We start from the raw sequence: 18,533 nt of genomic DNA, 5'->3' as shown, positions 1-18,533 counted from the left end.
ATCATCAACTGGATATTGCCCGCTAAATATCGTGTGTTTTCTCTGTCCATCGGACTTTTTGTTTAAGACGCCCATAGAGGCGTCTTTTTGCTGTCGCAAAATGTTCATCAGCCAACAATTTTTTTCTTCTTTGATTGCGCATATCGTTTAAATATCTATGATACTAATTTCTCAGTGTGGTTATTCATTTTTTCGGGGAATATTGCACCAGGCTGAAAATCGGGAGACACTCCCACCCGCATCGTAAGGTGCGATTAAATAAAAACATAAACGACAAACGGAGTTAGTAGTGAAAAAAGTACTACTTGCCTCAGCGGTTATTGCCGCAGGCGCAGCTGGCTATATCTATTATGACCAAACAGAACAACAGGCATCAGGTTCTCTAATCAGCAATATTCCGGCTGACTCACCTTTTGTGACCCTCCAGACTGAAGCGTACGATCAGTATGAATACCTGAATGCATACGGTTATTCTCAAACTGACCTGATGGCTTTGATGGAAACGGGTCAAGACTTGACGCCGATGCAAACTTTCCTGGTTTCTTTTCTGGATGGTTACCTGAAAAGCGCAACTTCTGCTGAATCTATTAAACAGTACCTGGGTACGCCGGAAAAGGTCAGCCCGGTGTTTTACACCTTGGGTATGGTGCCGGTTTACAAAGTACAACTGGAAGATCCGGCCGCGTTCTGGAAAACCGTGGACGCAAAAGAGCAGGAAAGTGGTGTGACGCACACGCTGAAGAAGCTGGACAACATTGAATATCGCAGCTATGAGCTGGCAACCAAAGACCTGGACGGTTTGGATGCAAATCTGATCGTTGCGGTGAATGACAATGTGCTCACCCTGACGATTGAGCTGCCAATCCTGGATGCAGAGAGCCCGCTCAAGTTGGCTCTGGGTCTGGAAGCGCCAAAAGCTTCACTGGCAGACAGTGGTAAAATTGAAGCGCTACAAAGCAAATATGGCGATAACTATAACGCCTTTATGTACATCGACAACGCTGAGATCATTAAAGGTGTGACCACAACCGATGGCAACCGTCTTGCGCGCCAGGTGGGTGTGATCGATCAGAAAGAACCAGAGCCGGCACTGTCCGTGTTGCGTTCACCAATTTGTCAGTCTGAGTTGGCAACCATTGCGTCAAACTGGCCAAGAGAAGTGCTGGTGGTTGACTACAACACAGCGAATGACGAGCTTCAGATGAAAGGCAGCTTTGTGCTGGAATCTGGTAACAAAGTGATTCTGGACGCGCTTAAGTCTATTCAGGGTTTCGTGCCAGCAGCAAACGCCAAAGGCGAAAGCATGTTCAGCGCGGCGTTGGGTGTGGATGTCACGACATTGGCTCCGGCCGTTGCGACGATCTGGAAGGATCTTAAGCAGCCTCAGTATTCCTGTGCACTGCTGAATGAAATGCAGCAGAACATGGGCGCAGACAACCCGGCAGCGATGCTGAGCATGGCTGCCGGTATGCTAAACGGTCTGAAAGGCATCAGCGTCGAGATGTTTGATGTGATGCCTGCCGATAAACCAGAATACGGCCAGCAATTTGATCGTCTGGATGGCATGTTGTCATTCTCTGCAACTAACCCGAACATGCTCCTGCAATCGCTGACCATGTTTGTCCCTCAACTGGCTCAACTGAGCATTCAGCCGGATGGCAAGCCAGTGGATGTCACTCCTTTGATTGAACCTCAGACAGGCATTGGTGCGAAATTCTATGCGCAGTTGAACGGCAATCACTTTGCGCTGTACACCGGTGATAAAGGTAAATCGGCGGCAGACAAACTGATGGCTGAACCACTTAGCTCGAACGGCATCATGAAGTTCTCGATGGATTTCAACCGTTTACTTGAAGTGATGGAAAAAGCAGCAGAGTTGCAAGGCGAAGAGCTGACACCAGAAATGGTTGAGACGCTGGCGAGCCAACCATCAGGCACTATCTCTCTGGACGTGAAAGATCACGGCATCATGATGAACTTTGACTACGTTGCGAACATGAAAGCGCGCAAACTGGCCAAAGAGCAACAAGCTGCAAACTAAGATACTCAAATTGCCGCTGCTTTTGGCAGCGGCTTAATAGAAGATAAACAGCTCTTCGGTATCAAACAGTTTAAAAAAGGTGAGTGTTTGCATGGCAGATCTCCCCGACCAATATTCTAAGGCGCCATGTGCGCCTTTTTTATGCTCCAAACAGCGTGGTATGCGGCTGGGACGCCACAATCAAGATGGTTGTCGACGCCTGACTCATAGATAAGATTAGTTCTGAATTGGCCGGGTGGAAAATCGATTGTGATGATTGATTTGATAGCTATTGTCTATCTGGTGATAGGTACCCAGGTGTTGGGAGAAAGGGAGGGGGGCGATAAAACCGAAGTAAGGCGCAGAAAAACCGCCAGCGTGATACTGGCGGTGTCAAGGGTTAGGCGTATTGCGCTTCCAGTTGCTGCGCTTTTTGGCTGGCAGGATGCTCGGCCAAAGTGGCGGCGTAGCGCTGAATGTTCGGGTAACGTGCGAGCAAACCAAACTGGGCAGTGACGTCGACGATAAATGACATCATGATATCGGCGCCGCTGAGCTTTTCGCCGACCAGGTACTGTTTGCCCTCCAGACGCTGGTCAAAGTAGCTGAGGATCTTGTCGGCTTCACTATCGGCGTAGCCTTGCAAAAAGTTAGTCGGTGCACCGTCTTTGGCAACGAACAGTTTGAGCAGCAGCGGCAACATGGCGGAACTCTCAGCAAAGTGGAGCCACTGCAGATAATCGCGGTAAGCCGCAGTCCCACGTTTCGGAGCCAGTACATCTGCGGCGTAGGTGTCGATCAGGATCTCTGTGATGGCTCCGGACTCGGCAATCACTTCGCCGTTCATTTCGATCACGGGCGATTTCCCCAGCGGATGAACCGATGTTAGCTCAGGCGGTGCCAGAAAGGTCACGCTGTCTCGGTGGTAGGGGGTGATCTGATAGTCCAGTCCCAGTTCTTCCAGTAACCAGATAATGCGTTTTGAGCGAGACTGGTTTAGATGGTGAAGTGTAATCATCCTCAGGTCCTTAAATTGGTTGGTTAGTTTGAATCACCAGCTTGCCGAAGTTCTTACCTTCCAGCAGGCCAATAAAGGCGTCGGGAGCGTTTTCCAGGCCATCCACCAGGTGTTCACGATACTGAATTTTGCCTTCGGCCAACCATCGGTTCATGTCTTCGGCAAACTCACCATAACGGTGGGCATAATCATCAAAGATGATGAACCCTTGAACTTTGATGCGCTTAACCAGTAGTTGCCCCATTAACATGGACAGACGATCCGGCCCCTCAAGCAGCGTCGTCGCATTGTATTGTGAGACCAGGCCGCACAGGGGAATGCGTGCGCCAGTATTCAGTAGCGGCATGACTGCATCAAACACTTTGCCACCGACATTTTCAAAGTATATGTCGATGCCGTTGTCGCAGGCCTGAGCCAGGCGCTGGGCGAAATTTTCCTCTTTGTGATCGAGGCAGTCGTCAAACCCCAGTACGTCTTTCGCGTAACGACATTTTTCTTCGCCACCAGCAATGCCGATCACGCGGCAACCTTTTAGTTTACCAATTTGTCCCACGGTCGCACCGACAGGGCCGGTGGCAGCTGCCACGACAAGGGTTTCGCCCGCTTTTGGTTGGCCGATATCTAAAAGGCCCATGTACGCGGTAAAGCCAGGCATGCCCATCACTCCCAAAGCATAAGAAGGGTTTACGGGATTTGTCCCCAGTTTGATCAGTCCTTCGCCATTGGAAAGTGCGTAATCCTGCCAACCGGTGTAAGCCAGTACCCATTCACCGGCGCCGAAATCGGGATGGTGCGAGGTTTCAACCTGACACACAGTGCCGCCGACCATCACGTCGTTCAATGCGACGGGATCGGCGTACGATTTCGCGTCGCTCATTCGTCCGCGCATATACGGGTCGAGTGACAGATAGACACTGCGTAGCAAGATTTCGCCGGCTGCAGGGGTAGGTTTACTGGTTTCTTCCAAACGGAAGTTGTTTGTTGTTGGTGCGCCGTGAGGGCGAGATGCTAAGACAATGCGGCGGTTTAGAGGCTGAGACATAAGTAATTCCTTGTATTAGACCAGTCGTCTAGTGTTGGTTTGTAAAAAATCCCGAGCCGAATCGGGACGGGATTATAACGTGTGCCTAAATTAAGGCTGAAGCAGTTGCCGAGTGCTGATTAGGCTCTGTTTCAGACCAGATTGATCCTGATAAAGCTTATTCAGCAGACTGGCGCCAATCCAGGTTTGATAAAGCTGGCGCGCCGTGAGCTTGCTGTCGCAGCGACGTACCGAATCATCCTGAATGCCTTGCTCAATACACTCAGCCAAGGCTGCGATGATGCGTTCGGCGCCATCTAACAACGCAAGGCGCATGCTGTCTGACAAATCTGACACTTCACCACTGAGCTTGACGACCAGGCAACGGTTGGCGTTGCAGGTGCCGTTTTCTGTATCAGCCCAGCGTTCAAAATAGTGGGTCAGGCGTTGATAACCATTCTGCTTTGGTGCATTGAACAGCACCTCGATGCGTGATAAATAGTGTTCGAAATACGCTTGGATTAACGCTTCGCCAAAGTGTTCTTTGGACTTGAAGTAGTGATAGAAAGAGCCTTTCGGTACGTCGGCACATTTCAAAAGTTCGGCCAAACCGACGCGGGTAAAGCCTTTAGTTACCACCAACTCATAGCCGATATCGAGAATGTGCTGGCGGGTATCGTGTGTTTTTGTATTCATGGGCGCTACTATAAACCGGACTAGACCAGTCGTCTAGTCCGGTTTTTGGTTCGCGGTACTGAACTCTTTGCGCGTAATGCGTACTTTAGTGACGCGGTTTTGCTCGACGCCTTCAATGCGGAACTGCCAGTCGTCCCAGTAGACGGTTTCTCCTTTTTCAGGCAGCTCGCCGCTGAGCCACAACAGCATGCCGCTGAGGGTCTGGTAGCCGTGCTGGTCTTCATCCGCTAGAGCCGTCAGGTTGAGGCGTTGTTTGAGTTCACTGACGGGGATCATTGCATCGACCAGCAAGCTACCGTCGGGTTGAGTCACCATCCAGGCTTCTGCGGGTTCGAGGGAGAGCTCTCCTGCGATGGCTTCCAAAATGTCGTATAAGGTAATAAGGCCTTGCAAGTCACCATATTCATCGACAACAAAGACCATTTCTGTGCTGGTGGTTTGCATGTGATTAAGCAGTTGCAAGCCTTTCATGGTTTCGGGGATGTACAGCGCTACTTTGGCCATACCGGTCAGAGCGTTGACCGACAGTGTGTTGCTGCGATTGAGCATGGCCTTAGACGAGATGGTGCCAATGAGGTTGTCCAGGTGGCCGTGACAAACCGGAAACACTTTATGTCGGGTCTCTCGGATACGCTGCATCACCTCGTCCAGTGGCCGGTCAATATCGAGATAATCCACATCCCTTCGTGGGGTCATCAGAGAGCTGGCGGGACGGTCGTTAAGGCGCATGATGTTGTGGATCATGTCATGCTCTTTGGGATCTAAGGCACCGGATTCAGACCCTTCATTGACGATTGCCTGGACATCTTCTTCAGTGACACACTCTGTGGCATTTTGAGATTGTCCGATGATGCGCAATAAACCTTCGGTGGAGGCTGTCAGCAGAGCAACAAAGGGAATTGTAATCTTGGACAGCAAATGAATAGGGCGGGCGACAATAATGGAAATACGCTCGGCGTTGGCTTGAGCGTAACGCTTGGGAACCAACTCCCCGATCACAATTGAAAAATAGGTGATCACAATGACCACACAACCAGTGGAAAACAGATTGGCGATTTTGGGCTCCATGCCCTGTCTGATCAGCCACAGTTCAAACGGCTCCGACAGCGTGGCTTCACCGACGATACCGTTTAGCAAGCCGATGGCGGTAATACCGATCTGAATGGTGGAGAGAAACAGCGTCGGGTTCTCTTTCAGTATCAGGGCTGTACGAGCCGAATGGCTGTGATCAGAGAGCTGTTTGAGCCGGCCGCTGCGTACGGCGACCAGAGCAATTTCAGACATTGCAAAGACGCCATTAAGTAGAATTAGCGCCATCAGCAGAAGCACATCCATAACGTCATTACCTTTGTATTGATACTGTTTTAAGCATATCCGAGCATACGAGAGCGGTTTGTGATTTCGCTGAGATAATTTTGGTTGTTGTGACAAATACTCTGATTTCAGTCGGTTATATTGACTAATGAACTTGATTGCCAGTGATAAAGCGTGATTGACTGAGCTGGCGCGAGGATCGAGAACACACGCTAAGAAGAGCAGAAATGAAAACACAAAGAGAGAAGATGTTGGCCGGAGAGCCTTATTTGGCCTGGGATCAGGAATTGTATCAGATGCGTATTGCCTGTCGCCGCCAACTGCTTGTGCTGAATCAGAGTATTCCGGACAGCGACGAGTGGCGCAGTGCTATTGATCAGTTATTGCCGGATGCGCCAGACGCGTATCTGGAGCCGCCGTTTCGCTGTGACTATGGTCGTCACATTCACGTGGGCAAGAATTTCTACGCCAACTTCAACTGCGTGATCCTGGACGTCGCAGAAGTGCGGATTGGTAACAACGTGTTGTTGGCACCCAATGTTCAGCTCTATACGGCGAGTCATCCGTTGGATGTGCAAGCTCGGGTGGAAGAGGGGGTTGAATTTGGTTTGCCGATCACCATCGGTGACAACGTCTGGATTGGTGGCGGAGCGATTGTGTGTCCGGGTGTGACCATTGGTGAGAACAGTGTCATTGGCGCTGGCAGTGTAGTGACACGAGATATTCCTGCTAATGTGGTGGCGGCCGGTAACCCCTGCCGGATTATTCGCCCGCTTGAAGCTTAACTTTCGGCGCGCCCGGATTGCCTGGGCGTCGTTGTTTCGCCATGCCGTCTGACACGCTACGTCACGTTGCTTCTCCCAATCAATTCTCACCATAAAACAGGCACAAATTGCCTGGATGTTTTCGTTATTTGTTGAATTAACCCCACGTAGAATACGGCCTCTTTATATTTCTGTTATTTAGGGAGTTCTACGTGTCATATCGACCATGGTTATTAATATCCACAATGGCGTCTATTTCACCAGCAATGGCCAGCACTAGCTTTGAACCCGGGCTGTCGTTTCCGCTGGAAAAGGAGTACGCATGCAGTTCAACTGGAAAGGTTGGCGCTGAACAGGCAAGGGAAGTCCTGGAGCAGCTATTGCAAAACCTGAATGTCGACCACAAGCAGGCCTCGCAATATTTGTTTATTAATCAAGTGAGTGGCTTCAATAGCCATCACTTCCTGTTTACGTTGCAAAAAGATAACGTACCTGTGCACGGGCAAGACGTGATTTTGTCGCTGAATGATCAGTGTGAACTGTTCCGCTACCAGTATCAGGTTGACTTGCCGCTCAACCCACCGGAAGCAAGTGGTAGTGTGGTCACGAGTGCTGACGAGGCTGTGTCACAAACGAAGCTGCAACTGGACACAGAGCGTTCGCTGATAAGTGGACTGATCAAACTAAGAAGCAGCTTACTGACCATGCGCTCTGAGAATGGCGAAACGCATACATTGACTGTCGATCGTGATGCGATCACAGCGATACCAATCTATCGTTGGATAAAAGGACAACTGGTTCTGGGCTATTATGTCACAGTGCCTCTCAACGGGCCGCAAGGGAACCTGGAAATGTTCATCAGCAGCGTTGATGGTAGAGCGAGCGGCTTTTATTACCAAGCAAAAATCGCCAACTCGACGCCATTAGTGTCTCCGCTTGAGTTTAAGTGGCTCGGCTATGGCGACGACCCCTCAGAGCAGCTTGGCAACTTATTCACTCCCTCTTTTTGGACTGAGCAACCCGGTCAGGTACCAAAGACACTACCACTTAAATCACTCTCAGAGCCGGAGTCGAGTTATACGCAGTTTTATTCTAATCAAGACTTCCATTGGTGGGGGCATTCACTGAACGCAGACTATGCTCAATTCTGGAATGCGGCGAGCGAGGTCAGTCGTTATCAGATCCCAGCGATCCTAACCAATATGCAAGCCATCCACGATGGTTTCAGTTATGCCGCCGAGACCCTGTCTTACGACTTCATCGGAGAGCACAAGGTTGGTCTGATGCTGACCGACAGCGACATAAGGTTTGATAAATACCTGCCGGATTTTGACTTGATTGCTGTTGGAAAAAGCGATTGTCTTGGCCCGACTTACGACCCAGCGATTACGTATCACGAACAAGGACATGCTCTGTTCCGACGTCTCAAACTTCAGGGAGCACCGGTAGGGATGGCTATTACTCCCATCAATGGGGCCATTAACGAAGCGTTTGCCGATTACTGGGCGAGTACTCAGTTGAGTCGTAATTCAGATTGGAATGAGCTTCTTGGCAACCTGAGACTCGATTTATGTGGCAAGGCTGTACGGGATTACAATGCGCCTGAGCAGGACTACTTTGCCGGATATGAAACGAACGTATCTTCTGCACACAGCAAGGTTTCGAGTGAGTATGGCACGGTTGCGACAGAAACATTACTGGCTGCGCCGTTATATCGCGCAAGAAAAGCGATCGCCCAGAACGCGTTTCTCAATAATGATATTGAGTTGGTGAATCGCTACGGTGAAGATCCCGCCGCCGCGCTGGCTGACCAGATTGTGTTGGAAGCGTTTCTCGGCTTGTCGATGCACCAGCAATATCAGGAAACGGCATTTGCTGTTTATCAGTCGGCTAAGCGTCTTGACGCGACTGGGATTGCTGCGGCGGTTTTCCGCCAACAACTGACCAATGTGAACTTGTTACCCCGAGATGTGTCGCCTGAAAGCCGCACTGCGTTTGTGTCTCCTCAGACGCAAAGCGCTGACGTTGCAATCATCAGTCGCGACGAGAGTGAAGCCAACACGAAAGTTGAACTGGCTCTGAACGACTTGCCTGCGACCATTGTGGATTTGGAACCTGGTAAAAAACAACAAGAGTGGTTAGCGGCACCGGCGATGCAATGTTTCCAGTTTAATACCGCTAGCCTCAAACTGACGCACACGTTGAGTGACAATAGTGTCGTGCAAAAGCGTGACTATGACATGGCTTTGGTTGGGGGCAACCCGTTACTGAGTCTGGCGGGCCGCGAAGTTGAACGTTATCAATGGCACTTCACGCTGCCTGATACCATCAACAACAATGCCAACCAGCGACTGCTGGTACGCACCAAAGGCAACGGCGGTGCCTATGTTGAAATGCAGCGCATCGGGCACAGTGATGTGGTGAGACTGAATCGGATGACGGACCATCTCGGCCGGGTCTGGTACAGTCAGGCGGAGCCGGTGACGCTGAGTGACGGAGACTGGCAAATCAACAGCTCCAATATATCTCAAGCGGACCTGTATGTATTGGAATGTATCCCGGAATTCAACATTCAGATCTGCGGTGAATTGAAAGAAAACAGCCGTATTCAGGCAACGGCGATGCACGGTTTTGACTTGCTGGATAACGTTCAATGGCAAATTGTGGGGTTGCCCGAGTCGAAAATGAGCGGCAACACGTTCAGTTACACCTTACCTAACTGGAAACAGTCGCAGGACATCACGCTGGAAGCGACGCTTGATTTCTCCGGTGCGTCGAGAATGGCCAGTAAAACAGTCACGGTCAATGCGGTGAACGATCCGGCGTCTTTTACGTTGCAAGTGCCGGCGCAGAGCAATGAGAGCGAGAATGTCACCTTCAAAGTGGCTGAACTGTCCGATGCGGAGGGCATCGATACTCTGCAAACGCTGTGGCTGGTTGACGGCGAAATCATCGGTGAAGGAGAAACGGTTCAATGGATGACACCGTCAGTCGCTACAGACACACGTTTTCAGGTCACGGTTAAAGTGATTGATCGTGATGATGCCAGCAGCGTAACAGAGAAGCAGGCCGAGATCATGGTCAACCATGTCAACCGCGCGCCAACCATTGCGCTGCAAGGAAAAAGTGTCAAGCAGGGAGAAACCCTAATCCTGATACCGGTGCTTAGCGATGAAGACCACGAGGTTGCTGATCTGAAACTTACCTGGACGGTGACGACCGGGGAAGGCCAACAGACGTTCCAGACTCAGACACTGAATTATCCGGTTGCAGCCGACCATGTCGGCAATATTGACGTTGAGGTGGTTGTCAGCGACGGTCTTGCTCAGGCAAACGCGTCGGCGACGATTCCCGTGATAGCGGTCAATAAGGCGCCTCAACTGGCACTGCTGGGCGCGGACAGTGCGCAGGCTGATAGCTGGGTGAAGGTCGTGGCTGAGGTACAAGACGAAACGCCAGATGACGTCATACTCAATTGGCAGGTTACGCCGGGTATTGAGTGGCAAAGGACTGGTCCGTCGACCATTCGGGTACGCACGCCGAAGACATCTAAACCTGGAGCTATCGATGTTCAGGTGACGGCAGACGACGGGGAATTTAGTGTTTCAGCCCACCACAATATTCGTTGGGATGCGTATCTAAATGCTGCACCTGAGGTACAAATTGATGGCGTGCACCATGCCGCGTTCGGGCAGCGTGTGAGCTTGACGGCAGTGGCTTACGATGACGACAACTGGCCACAACCGCTTAGCTACACGTGGCGTCAGGAAAGCGGACCCGAAAGCCAGTTTATGGCAAGCGGCAATGTGCTGAATTTTAACGTCAGTGAAAACATGGCCAATGCCAAACTGGTGTTCGTTGCCACGGTCAGTGATGGCCAAAATCAGTCGAGCGTGAAGCACGCAGTGTCAATTGGCGCAGTGCCTAAGCCGGCGATAGTGGTTAAACCGTTTGAAAAAACCAGAGGAGAGTTGGAAACGATCACCCTGGATGCGAGTGAGTCGTTGCCAGCGCGGGGCAAAGCCCTTTCATATCAATGGAAACAAGTCTCGGGCCCGGCGTTGGTCGACTTTGACAGTCAGACGGCCCGAGCGCGGCTTACGTTACCTGAAGTGAACAAGAACGGTGTTATCGAACTGGAACTGACGGTACTGGAAGATGGTGAAACGAGTAGCCAACGTTTCACCATTGAGGTTCGAAACCGAGGGCCGAAAGCGCGTCCGGTTACAGCACCGATTCCTGTGGAAGTGGATCAAACTGATGAGCAAACATCTCTGGTGACGATCGACGCGGCGTCGATTGTAGAGCTTGAAGAGGATGTCGACTATCAGTATTTCTGGCGTAAGACACAGGGGGCAGAGGTCACCTGGGTGGATCGTGAGTCGCGTTACCTTAAAGTTCGTTTAACGGGAGCGGATGCGCAGCGCCTTCGCCGCGCGCAACAAGACGACGCCAGTTTGGTGCAGTTGCTGGGGTTTGAACTTGATCTGACGACACCGGAGCAAGGCGTACGGACGTATGGTGTTGAAGTGGAAGTAACCCAAACGGCGCAGTCAGATGATACGGATACACCAGCGCAGCCAAAACCACCAGTGATTACCGACACACCGGTCAGCAGTGGAGGCGGTGGCGGTGGTGGCTCACTGGGTGTGGGTTCGCTGCTGGCTCTGTTACTACTCAGACGCCGTAAAAAATAGACACAGAAGACTAATCGGCACGTTGAGTTCAACGTGCCTTTTTCCGTTTAGCACTATTGCAGCATACTGGAGTAGATCTGCAGACCCCGCATGGTCAGAGAATAGACCCGGCCTTCTTCTTTGACTACCAGTTCGCTGGTTACCAGTTGTTTCAGGTGGAAGTTGAACTTGGTGTGATCTTCAATCCCGACCACACGACACAGATCCATAAACTTCATTTTGCGGTGGATTTTAAGTTGTTTCACCACCATACGGCGGATAGGGTTGGACAGTGCACTGAACACAAGATCATTGTGGCGCTCATCGAGAGGGGATGTGGGTGTACGCTCAGCGTATACTCGCTTGAGCGTGACGGACAATGATGCCAGGTTGAAGGGTTTCGTCAGGAACTCGTCGGCCCCTTTTTTCATCGCATCGACGGCGATGTCGACCGTGGCGAAGGCCGTTGTGATGACGATGCCAATATTAGGCTGCATGCGACGCAGCGACGACAAAGCTTCAATCCCGGTCATGCCGTTCATCACCACGTCAAACAGCGCAAGGTCGAACGCCTGATTGGTTGCGATATCCAGTGCATCTTCGGCATTGGTGCATGCGGTGACGTCGAATGTTTCGAGTGTCAGGGCCTCGACCAGCACATCACGCAGTTGCTGATCATCTTCGGCTAAGAGGAGTTTTAACGTCATTAACATTTCCTGGGTAGTTGTACGTCGACGCACAGGCCGTACTGATGGTTATACAGCAGCAGCTCACCGCCGTGCTGTTGTACAATTTGTTTGCATAAAGCAAGCCCCATCCCGGTTCCTTCACCTTTTGGCTTGGTAGTGAAAAAGGGTTGTGTGGCTTTATTCAGCAAAGGTTCGGGCATACCGCCGCCATGATCTGAGACCCGAACAACCGCGGTCAATTTATTCTGAAAACCATCGATCTGAATCCGTTTGTTTTTCTGGCTGGCGTCAATGGCATTGGCGATGAGGTTGGAAAACACTTCTTCGAGTAATCCGGCATCGCCAGAAATTATCAGTTTTTCATCCAGATTTACTTTGAGATCGAATCCACCGAGGCGGAACTGGTTAAGATCCAGCGCGGACTGGACCACCTCCGCCAAGCAAATCGGTTGGCGCTGAATCGGCTTGTGGTGCGCGTAATTAAGCACTTCCTGGCTGATTTCGGCCGCACGACTCAAGCCGTAACGAATTCGATCTATCTGGCGCTGACATGCGGCATTGTCTGGAACCTGATTGGCCAATAAGTCACAGCTCATCATCGCGCTGCTGAGAGGGGTCTTTATTTCGTGGGCCACGGCGGAAGTAAGCTCGCCCAGCTCTTTCAGTTTGGCGTCTTGTTGAGATTGCTGCATGGCCGTTTCAATTTGATGATCTCGCTCACGATCAAAGACTCTCAGGGCAAACCACAAGGTAACCAGAATAGCTGACGCCAGTATGGTCCGCAGCAGTAGTGCCCAAGTACCGTGGTCGAGGGTAAACACGCTCACAGACAGACCGTAGCCGATCACCGCCAGCCCGGTGGCGTGAAAAGGCCGCCGACCATCGTACCCCTCTTTTTCCAGCACACGGGCGTAGCTTATCAATGCCAGGCCGGCCAGCAAAGCGGAGCCTAAACCATATACCCAACGGATCTGATCAGTGACTGCGTGGATATACTCGGCGAAGTTTACTTCGTCGTAGCTCAGCCATATGCCCAGCAGAAACATACCCTGTGTGGCCAGTACCCCTATCTTGATAGTGCGTCTGTGCTGCCACGTGGTTAGAGGCAGGAGGTGCCACGCAAACCACAGTAAAGGAAGAAACGCGACCCACAGTTTGATGGCTTTAAGTATTTCCAGCGTACGAGTCAGGGTGAATTCGTGCTCATACATCACAATGTACAGGCTGGACCATTGGTGTATCCCATGGATCAGGCCGAAAACGGCCAGCCATGGAAGCGCTTTGGCAATACGGATACGACTATTACGTAAGTCTCTGAACAAAATGGCAAATGCGACGGCAAAGAATGTCAGGCCGTAGAAGAGATAGATCTTAAAGATGATGAGCATATCCATAGTTGCCAGTCTAATTGAGTCTTCTGACAGTGGCAATCGCCGCGCATTTCTATAAACAAACAGTAATATTTCACTTTTAGAGGGTATATCGATAACTCACGTTCACGAGACGTAAATGTTTTTATCATGCTCAATCTGATGAACGTGTGTACCTGTGCTCAAGTTGTTGCGAAGTACGCGTTGCCGTATTAACCCTTGGGAAAATCATGGTCAAGAATGATGTGATTAGAGTCACAAATATATTTACTTAGCGTGCTAACTAAGTTATATTGCTTAGCACGCTAAGTAATTGAGTGCTTCCGATGATTCAAGACATCAACATATTGCGAGATCTCCCTCTGGCGGAGCAACTGGCCCGTGTTTCCCGGCTATGGAAAATGGTAGCGGACCGCGAACTGGCCCCGCTGAATCTGACCTACCCACGCTGGACGGCGTTGTGGAAGTTGTACCGCATGGGAGACCACATCAGTCAGAAGCATCTGGCTGAAGGTTTGGAGATTGAGCTGGCTTCGTTGATGCGTACCCTCAAATTACTCGAAGAGCAATCCCTCATCACCCGGCACTGCTGTGATCACGACAAGCGAGCGCGCATTGTCAGTTTGACGGATGAAGGCAAGGTCTTGATTACCCAGTTGGAGGCGAGAATTATTCAGGTTCGTCGTACCCTGCTGGCGGAACTCAACGACGATGAGTTGAAAAAATTCAGCTTAATCCTGGAGCAGATTGCCCACAACGCGCTCGATTCACTTAGCGAATAAGTCAGAAATCCAGAAAAAGAGAAGTAAACGTCTATGACTCCAGATCAGAAATTCGCTCGCTGGATCAAGTATTCCTGCGTCGCGTTTGTCCTTGTCTTTGCCTATTTTCTTGTTGCTGATTTAGCCATGCCTTTGACTCCGCAAGCCATGGCGACTCGCGTTGTTACCAAAGTAGCACCGCGTGTCAGTGGACAAATCACTCATCTTTATGTGGCAAATAACCAGGACATTAAAAAGGGGGACCCCCTTTTCCAGATTGACCCGCAGCCTTATAAGCTGGCGGTAGAGAAAGCTCAGCTCAACCTTGAACGTGTCATCCAGAATAACGATCAGCTGGATGCGTCTATCGTCGCCGCCACGGCCGATGTGGAAGCCAGTAAGATTGTTGCCGAACAGAAAGTGCGCGAAGCCAAGCGGTTGAACACGCTGTTTCATCGTAACGGTACCTCGCAGCAGCAGCGGGACGATGCCCAAAGTGCAGCGACTGCTGCGCGTGCCAATTTGCTGGCCGCTCAGGCACGCCTCAAAGAGTTGCAAGTCAGCCGGGGTGAGCTGGGAGACCGCAACGTCAATGTTCGTACAGCGAAAAACCAGCTGAAACAAGCAGAACTGAACCTGTCATACACCCAGGTGGTGGCGGAACACGATGGTGTGGTGACCAACCTGCAATTGGAATCTGGCGCATACGCTGCAGCCGGTACTCCGCTGGTGGCACTGGTATCTGACGACGTGGACGTGATCGCTGATTTTCGTGAAAAGAGTTTGCGTCATTTCAGCCGAGACAGCCGTGCATTGATCGCCTTTGACAGCTTGCCTGGTGAAGTATTTGAAGCGCGTATTACCAGTTTGGATGCGGGGGTCAGCTCGGGGCAGTTTGATGCAGATGGCCGTCTGGCGACGCCAACAGAGTCCAATCGCTGGGTTCGCGATGCACAGCGCATGCGACTGCATCTGGCGATTGAGCAAGCGCCTGAACATGAGTTCCCGGCCGGAGCGCGTGCAACCGTGCAGTTGTTGCCGGATAACCCGTTGTCGAGTTGGTTTGCCCGCTTACAGATTCATTTCCTGAGCACCTTGCATTACATTTATTAATTGGGAGGTGGTATGAAATTATGGGATCACCCCATGTCTGAAAATGATCTCAGACAGTGTTTACGCATTGCCACCGGGGCGACGATTGGTTTCACCTTGTGCAAAATGTTTGGCTGGAACTACGGTGTGTTTTTTACCGTAACACCGATGCTTCTGCTGGGGATGGTGCCGGTGATGAGCCGGCATGCCGCTCTACAACTGGTGTTTTCGGCGGCTGTTTGTGGTCTGGAAGTTGGCATTCTAGGGGGGCTGTTTGGTGGTCACCCTGGCATGATGACGCTGATCGTCTTTGGTTTGTTTCTGTATAAATTCGCCTGCATGTCCAAAGGCAGCCTGTTTCTGTTTGGGGCCAACAGCGCTTTGAGTCTGAGTATCATGCTGCATTTTGCCAGCTATCCGACGACCGATCTGAACGATCTGATTTTCAGTAACCTACAAGCCAATATATTGTCAGTTATCGTTGCGTACCTAGTGACCTTTCTGATCCCGGATGCAGAGCCGCGTCAGCCACCAGCGCGCCCAACTGAACCGAAAAAGAATCACCGGATGCGTCATGAAGCACTGATGGGCGCCAGTATTGCCACCATGTCGTTTCTGGTGTTTCAGATTTTTGATCTAAACGATTCAATGTCTGCTCAGGCGACCACACTGCTATTGCTGTTTCCCATGCACTGGAATGGCGCTCTGGGCTATGCACGTAAACGGGCGATGGGAACGCTGCTTGGTGTGACGTTTGGGATCGTCGGTCAGTTGGTGCTGTATGACTGGTCAGATACCTTGTTGTTTGTTGTGCCGCTGTTATGGATCGGGGCGATGATCTTCAGCTATATGCATGTTAAAGAATCAAGCGGATCCGGGGCGGGTTTTGGTGGCTTGACGACGTTGGGCATTTTGTTTGGCCAGTATTTGTCACCAGATGGCGACCTGATTTTCAGTGCGTTGTACCGGGTAAGCAGCATCTTGTTTGCGATTGTGGTGACATTACTCGTCACTTACGCTGTTCACCGATTACTAAATCGTTTTGAAGCAACTCGGTTTAGTCAGCAGTAGCAGCGGTGATGACGATGCGGTTATAAAAAACGGATGCTTTTTTAGCGTCCGTTTTTTTGTTCAGTTCAGAATGGTGCGTCGACCCGAAAATGCATGCGTTCTTTACTGTAAGGATGATCGAACGCCAGTGATTCTGCATGTAAATGGAGCCGCTCAGCGCGTTCCCCATACAGACCATCACCGACCATCGGCATGTTCAGGCCAAGGTGATGAGCGCAGTGAACGCGCAATTGATGGGTTCGCCCGGTTTTTGGATAGAGATAAAGTTTGGTCCGGCCGTTTGTAACGTCTATTTTTTGCCAATGGGTGTGTGCGGGTTTTCCATGCTCAAAACAGACCAGTTGACGGGGCCGGTCATCCGGATCCCCTCGCATGGGGAGTGTAATATCCCCTTCGTCTTCAATCGGAACGCCTTCGATCAGCGCTATGTAGCGCTTTTCAACCTCCCGGCTGATGAACTGTTTTTGCAAGCTTTTGTTGGCTCGACGGGTAAGGGCAAACACCAGCAGCCCTGAGGTCGCCATGTCGAGTCGGTGGATTACCAGAGGGCCCTCAGCATCAGGGAACATCGCTTGCAAACGTGTGTATGCGGAGTCGGAAATGGTTTTGCCCGGAACCGAAAGCATACCCGATGGTTTATTGATCACCACCATCGCCTCGTCCTGATACACGATCTCCAGTTCCAGATGTTCTGCCCAGTTTTCTTCGAGTGGATTGTCATCAACCGGCATGCCTTGCAGCATATGGCCGAGGATCGGATGACATTTACTGTGGCAGGAAGGATAAAAACTTTTGTGTTGGCGCACTTCTGATTTGGGTGACTGGCCCCACCAGAACTCGGCCATCGCTATCGGCGTAAAACCATGTTTGAATGCGTAGTGCAACAGCTTAGGTGCCGCGCACTCACCAGAGCCAGCCGGGGGGACAGGTGTGTTGGTCTGAGCAAAAATGGCGTTAAGACTTTTCTCTTTCCCTTCAATATTGAGAAATCGATATTGCTCGAACAACTTGTTTTGTAACGTATTGGACAGCTGAGCGCGTTGAGTTTTGAGTGCTTTAACCTCCGTTTTAAGGGCGTTCAGGCGCTCATTTATGCCAGCCAGTTTCTCGTCCCACTCCAGTTTGAGATATTTCATGACGTTCTTTTCAGCCACACTTTCTTTGCCCAGATTGGCCAGAAAATCTGAAAGCTCTGGATCTTTGAGAGTGACCTCTGCATCTTGACGCTGGCGCTTTCGTTTGGCCCGGGCTGCGATAGCAATCTGGCGCTGCGCCTCAATCGCCTGTGCGGCCATTTGCTGTTGTGTTGCCAATTCTTGCTCTAAGCGGCTGATTTCAGGATTGCTGGCAGCAAGCTGGTATTGTTTGCTCACGGCGGTAATGTCGGCCAGTTCTGTGCGAAAGAAGCCATCTCGTGACAGCATGTCGAACACTGGCGGTACGAAACCGGGGAGTAAGTTTTGATCGGCGATTTTACCGGAAAAGGCCGATAGGTAGCCCAACTCACCATCCGGGCACTTCACCACCAGCACGCCGAACATTTTACCGACGGCCCCCTGTGTTTCCGTTAAACCGAAGTTGTGTTGCCAGTCGGTTTGCGTCAACAAATGTTGCTGTAACTGCCCGGCAGCTAACAGACACAGTGGATGAGGTTGGTAATAAAAAGGAAATGTAAAGCGTTCGGGCAGATCGATGCTGGAGACATCGCTCTGGAAACGGGTAAAGCACTGTTCGGGAGAAGGCATGTTCACGGTGTTGGCTGTTGGGCAAAAATAGGGCCGTAATTCTACCCAAATTGCCGTCATTTTTCACCTTATCCAACTCAATCAGACGCAGAGCGGTTTCTGGTCGAATACGTGAGTGAATGATAAAAAGCGCATGTGGGTATGCAGGTTGTCGTTTAATGATGAAGGTCAGTGTGTTACCACGTCAGTAAGCCTACGGTATGCGATTGGATATCAGCCAGTGGCCCACACTGTTTGGTGAGCGGTGTGTATCGAAGCTGAGATTGGCGATAAGAATGCTCCCTTAACTATTGAAC

General features: G+C 50.9%; 13 protein-coding genes. 6 read left to right on the top strand and 7 right to left on the bottom strand.

Features of this window, described 5'->3' with window-relative positions; genetic code table 11:
* The first annotated feature begins 289 nt into the window (after positions 1-289).
* The gene (locus CAG65_RS19725; RefSeq protein WP_021706509.1) at positions 290-2,041 is read left to right on the top strand and encodes a hypothetical protein; all 1,752 of its coding nucleotides are present in this window, start codon (positions 290-292) and stop codon (positions 2,039-2,041) included.
* A gap of 379 nt (positions 2,042-2,420) precedes the next feature.
* Here the strand turns inward: CAG65_RS19725 and CAG65_RS19720 are convergent, their stop codons facing one another.
* The 4 genes from CAG65_RS19720 to CAG65_RS19705 form a co-directional block, all read right to left on the bottom strand.
* The gene (locus CAG65_RS19720) at positions 2,421-3,038 is read right to left on the bottom strand and encodes a glutathione S-transferase family protein (RefSeq protein ID WP_021706508.1); all 618 of its coding nucleotides are present in this window, start codon (positions 3,036-3,038) and stop codon (positions 2,421-2,423) included.
* 10 nt (positions 3,039-3,048) lie between these two features.
* Positions 3,049-4,080, bottom strand: coding sequence for an NADP-dependent oxidoreductase (locus tag CAG65_RS19715; RefSeq protein WP_161454722.1), 1,032 nt, complete (start codon positions 4,078-4,080; stop codon positions 3,049-3,051).
* A 90-nt stretch (positions 4,081-4,170) separates the two neighbouring features.
* On the bottom strand, positions 4,171-4,755 hold the full coding sequence (locus CAG65_RS19710; protein ID WP_161454721.1) for a TetR/AcrR family transcriptional regulator: 585 nt from the start codon (positions 4,753-4,755) through the stop codon (positions 4,171-4,173).
* Positions 4,756-4,788: 33 nt separating this feature from the next.
* Positions 4,789-6,090: a hemolysin family protein gene (locus tag CAG65_RS19705; protein WP_161454720.1), complete on the bottom strand. Its 1,302-nt coding sequence runs from the start codon at positions 6,088-6,090 to the stop codon at positions 4,789-4,791.
* Between the two features lie 206 nt (positions 6,091-6,296).
* On the opposite strand from CAG65_RS19705, the gene CAG65_RS19700 reads away from it, so the two are divergent.
* Positions 6,297-6,854: a sugar O-acetyltransferase gene (locus CAG65_RS19700; RefSeq protein WP_161454719.1), complete on the top strand. Its 558-nt coding sequence runs from the start codon at positions 6,297-6,299 to the stop codon at positions 6,852-6,854.
* A 191-nt stretch (positions 6,855-7,045) separates the two neighbouring features.
* Positions 7,046-11,530, top strand: a complete 4,485-nt coding sequence (locus CAG65_RS19695) for a PKD domain-containing protein (protein WP_161454718.1) — start codon at positions 7,046-7,048, stop codon at positions 11,528-11,530.
* A 53-nt stretch (positions 11,531-11,583) separates the two neighbouring features.
* On the opposite strand, the gene CAG65_RS19690 is transcribed toward CAG65_RS19695, so the two are convergent.
* Positions 11,584-12,216 (bottom strand): response regulator, encoded by a 633-nt coding sequence (locus CAG65_RS19690; protein WP_021706502.1) that lies wholly within the window; start codon positions 12,214-12,216, stop codon positions 11,584-11,586.
* Positions 12,216-13,592, bottom strand: coding sequence for a sensor histidine kinase (locus tag CAG65_RS19685; RefSeq protein ID WP_161454717.1), 1,377 nt, complete (start codon positions 13,590-13,592; stop codon positions 12,216-12,218). Before CAG65_RS19685 ends, CAG65_RS19690 begins: the two co-directional genes overlap by 1 nt.
* A gap of 302 nt (positions 13,593-13,894) precedes the next feature.
* On the opposite strand from CAG65_RS19685, the gene CAG65_RS19680 reads away from it, so the two are divergent.
* Genes CAG65_RS19680 through CAG65_RS19670 form a run of 3 tightly spaced genes read left to right on the top strand, consistent with a single transcriptional unit; the run spans position 13,895 to position 16,492 of the window.
* Positions 13,895-14,350, top strand: a complete 456-nt coding sequence (locus CAG65_RS19680) for a MarR family transcriptional regulator (RefSeq protein WP_161454716.1) — start codon at positions 13,895-13,897, stop codon at positions 14,348-14,350.
* Between the two features lie 33 nt (positions 14,351-14,383).
* Positions 14,384-15,442, top strand: coding sequence for an HlyD family secretion protein (locus CAG65_RS19675; protein WP_021706499.1), 1,059 nt, complete (start codon positions 14,384-14,386; stop codon positions 15,440-15,442).
* Positions 15,443-15,454: 12 nt separating this feature from the next.
* The gene (locus CAG65_RS19670) at positions 15,455-16,492 is read left to right on the top strand and encodes a DUF2955 domain-containing protein (RefSeq protein ID WP_161454715.1); all 1,038 of its coding nucleotides are present in this window, start codon (positions 15,455-15,457) and stop codon (positions 16,490-16,492) included.
* Positions 16,493-16,557: 65 nt separating this feature from the next.
* Here the strand turns inward: CAG65_RS19670 and CAG65_RS19665 are convergent, their stop codons facing one another.
* A complete protein-coding gene (locus CAG65_RS19665) occupies positions 16,558-18,237 on the bottom strand; it encodes an RluA family pseudouridine synthase (protein WP_161454723.1) in 1,680 nt (559 codons plus the stop codon).
* Positions 18,238-18,533 lie beyond the last annotated feature (296 nt).

The sequence above is a fragment of the Vibrio sp. V39_P1S14PM300 genome, from assembly GCF_009904765.1.
Classification (GTDB): Bacteria; Pseudomonadota; Gammaproteobacteria; order Enterobacterales; family Vibrionaceae; genus Vibrio; species Vibrio proteolyticus.
Note: the sequence above shows the minus strand (reverse complement) of the source record. Positions and strands in the feature narration are given on the sequence as shown.

What these genes read in the sequence shown, in the direction of transcription:
- CAG65_RS19720 (WP_021706508.1), bottom strand. Translation starts at nt 3,038, where the DNA reads ATGATTACACTTCACCATCTAAACCAGTCTCGCTCAAAACGCATTATC.
- CAG65_RS19715 (WP_161454722.1), bottom strand. Translation starts at nt 4,080, where the DNA reads ATGTCTCAGCCTCTAAACCGCCGCATTGTCTTAGCATCTCGCCCTCAC.
- CAG65_RS19710 (WP_161454721.1), bottom strand. Translation starts at nt 4,755, where the DNA reads ATGAATACAAAAACACACGATACCCGCCAGCACATTCTCGATATCGGC.
- CAG65_RS19705 (WP_161454720.1), bottom strand. Translation starts at nt 6,090, where the DNA reads ATGGATGTGCTTCTGCTGATGGCGCTAATTCTACTTAATGGCGTCTTT.
- CAG65_RS19700 (WP_161454719.1), top strand. Translation starts at nt 6,297, where the DNA reads ATGAAAACACAAAGAGAGAAGATGTTGGCCGGAGAGCCTTATTTGGCC.
- CAG65_RS19690 (WP_021706502.1), bottom strand. Translation starts at nt 12,216, where the DNA reads ATGACGTTAAAACTCCTCTTAGCCGAAGATGATCAGCAACTGCGTGAT.
- CAG65_RS19685 (WP_161454717.1), bottom strand. Translation starts at nt 13,592, where the DNA reads ATGGATATGCTCATCATCTTTAAGATCTATCTCTTCTACGGCCTGACA.
- CAG65_RS19680 (WP_161454716.1), top strand. Translation starts at nt 13,895, where the DNA reads ATGATTCAAGACATCAACATATTGCGAGATCTCCCTCTGGCGGAGCAA.
- CAG65_RS19675 (WP_021706499.1), top strand. Translation starts at nt 14,384, where the DNA reads ATGACTCCAGATCAGAAATTCGCTCGCTGGATCAAGTATTCCTGCGTC.
- CAG65_RS19670 (WP_161454715.1), top strand. Translation starts at nt 15,455, where the DNA reads ATGAAATTATGGGATCACCCCATGTCTGAAAATGATCTCAGACAGTGT.
- CAG65_RS19665 (WP_161454723.1), bottom strand. Translation starts at nt 18,237, where the DNA reads ATGCCTTCTCCCGAACAGTGCTTTACCCGTTTCCAGAGCGATGTCTCC.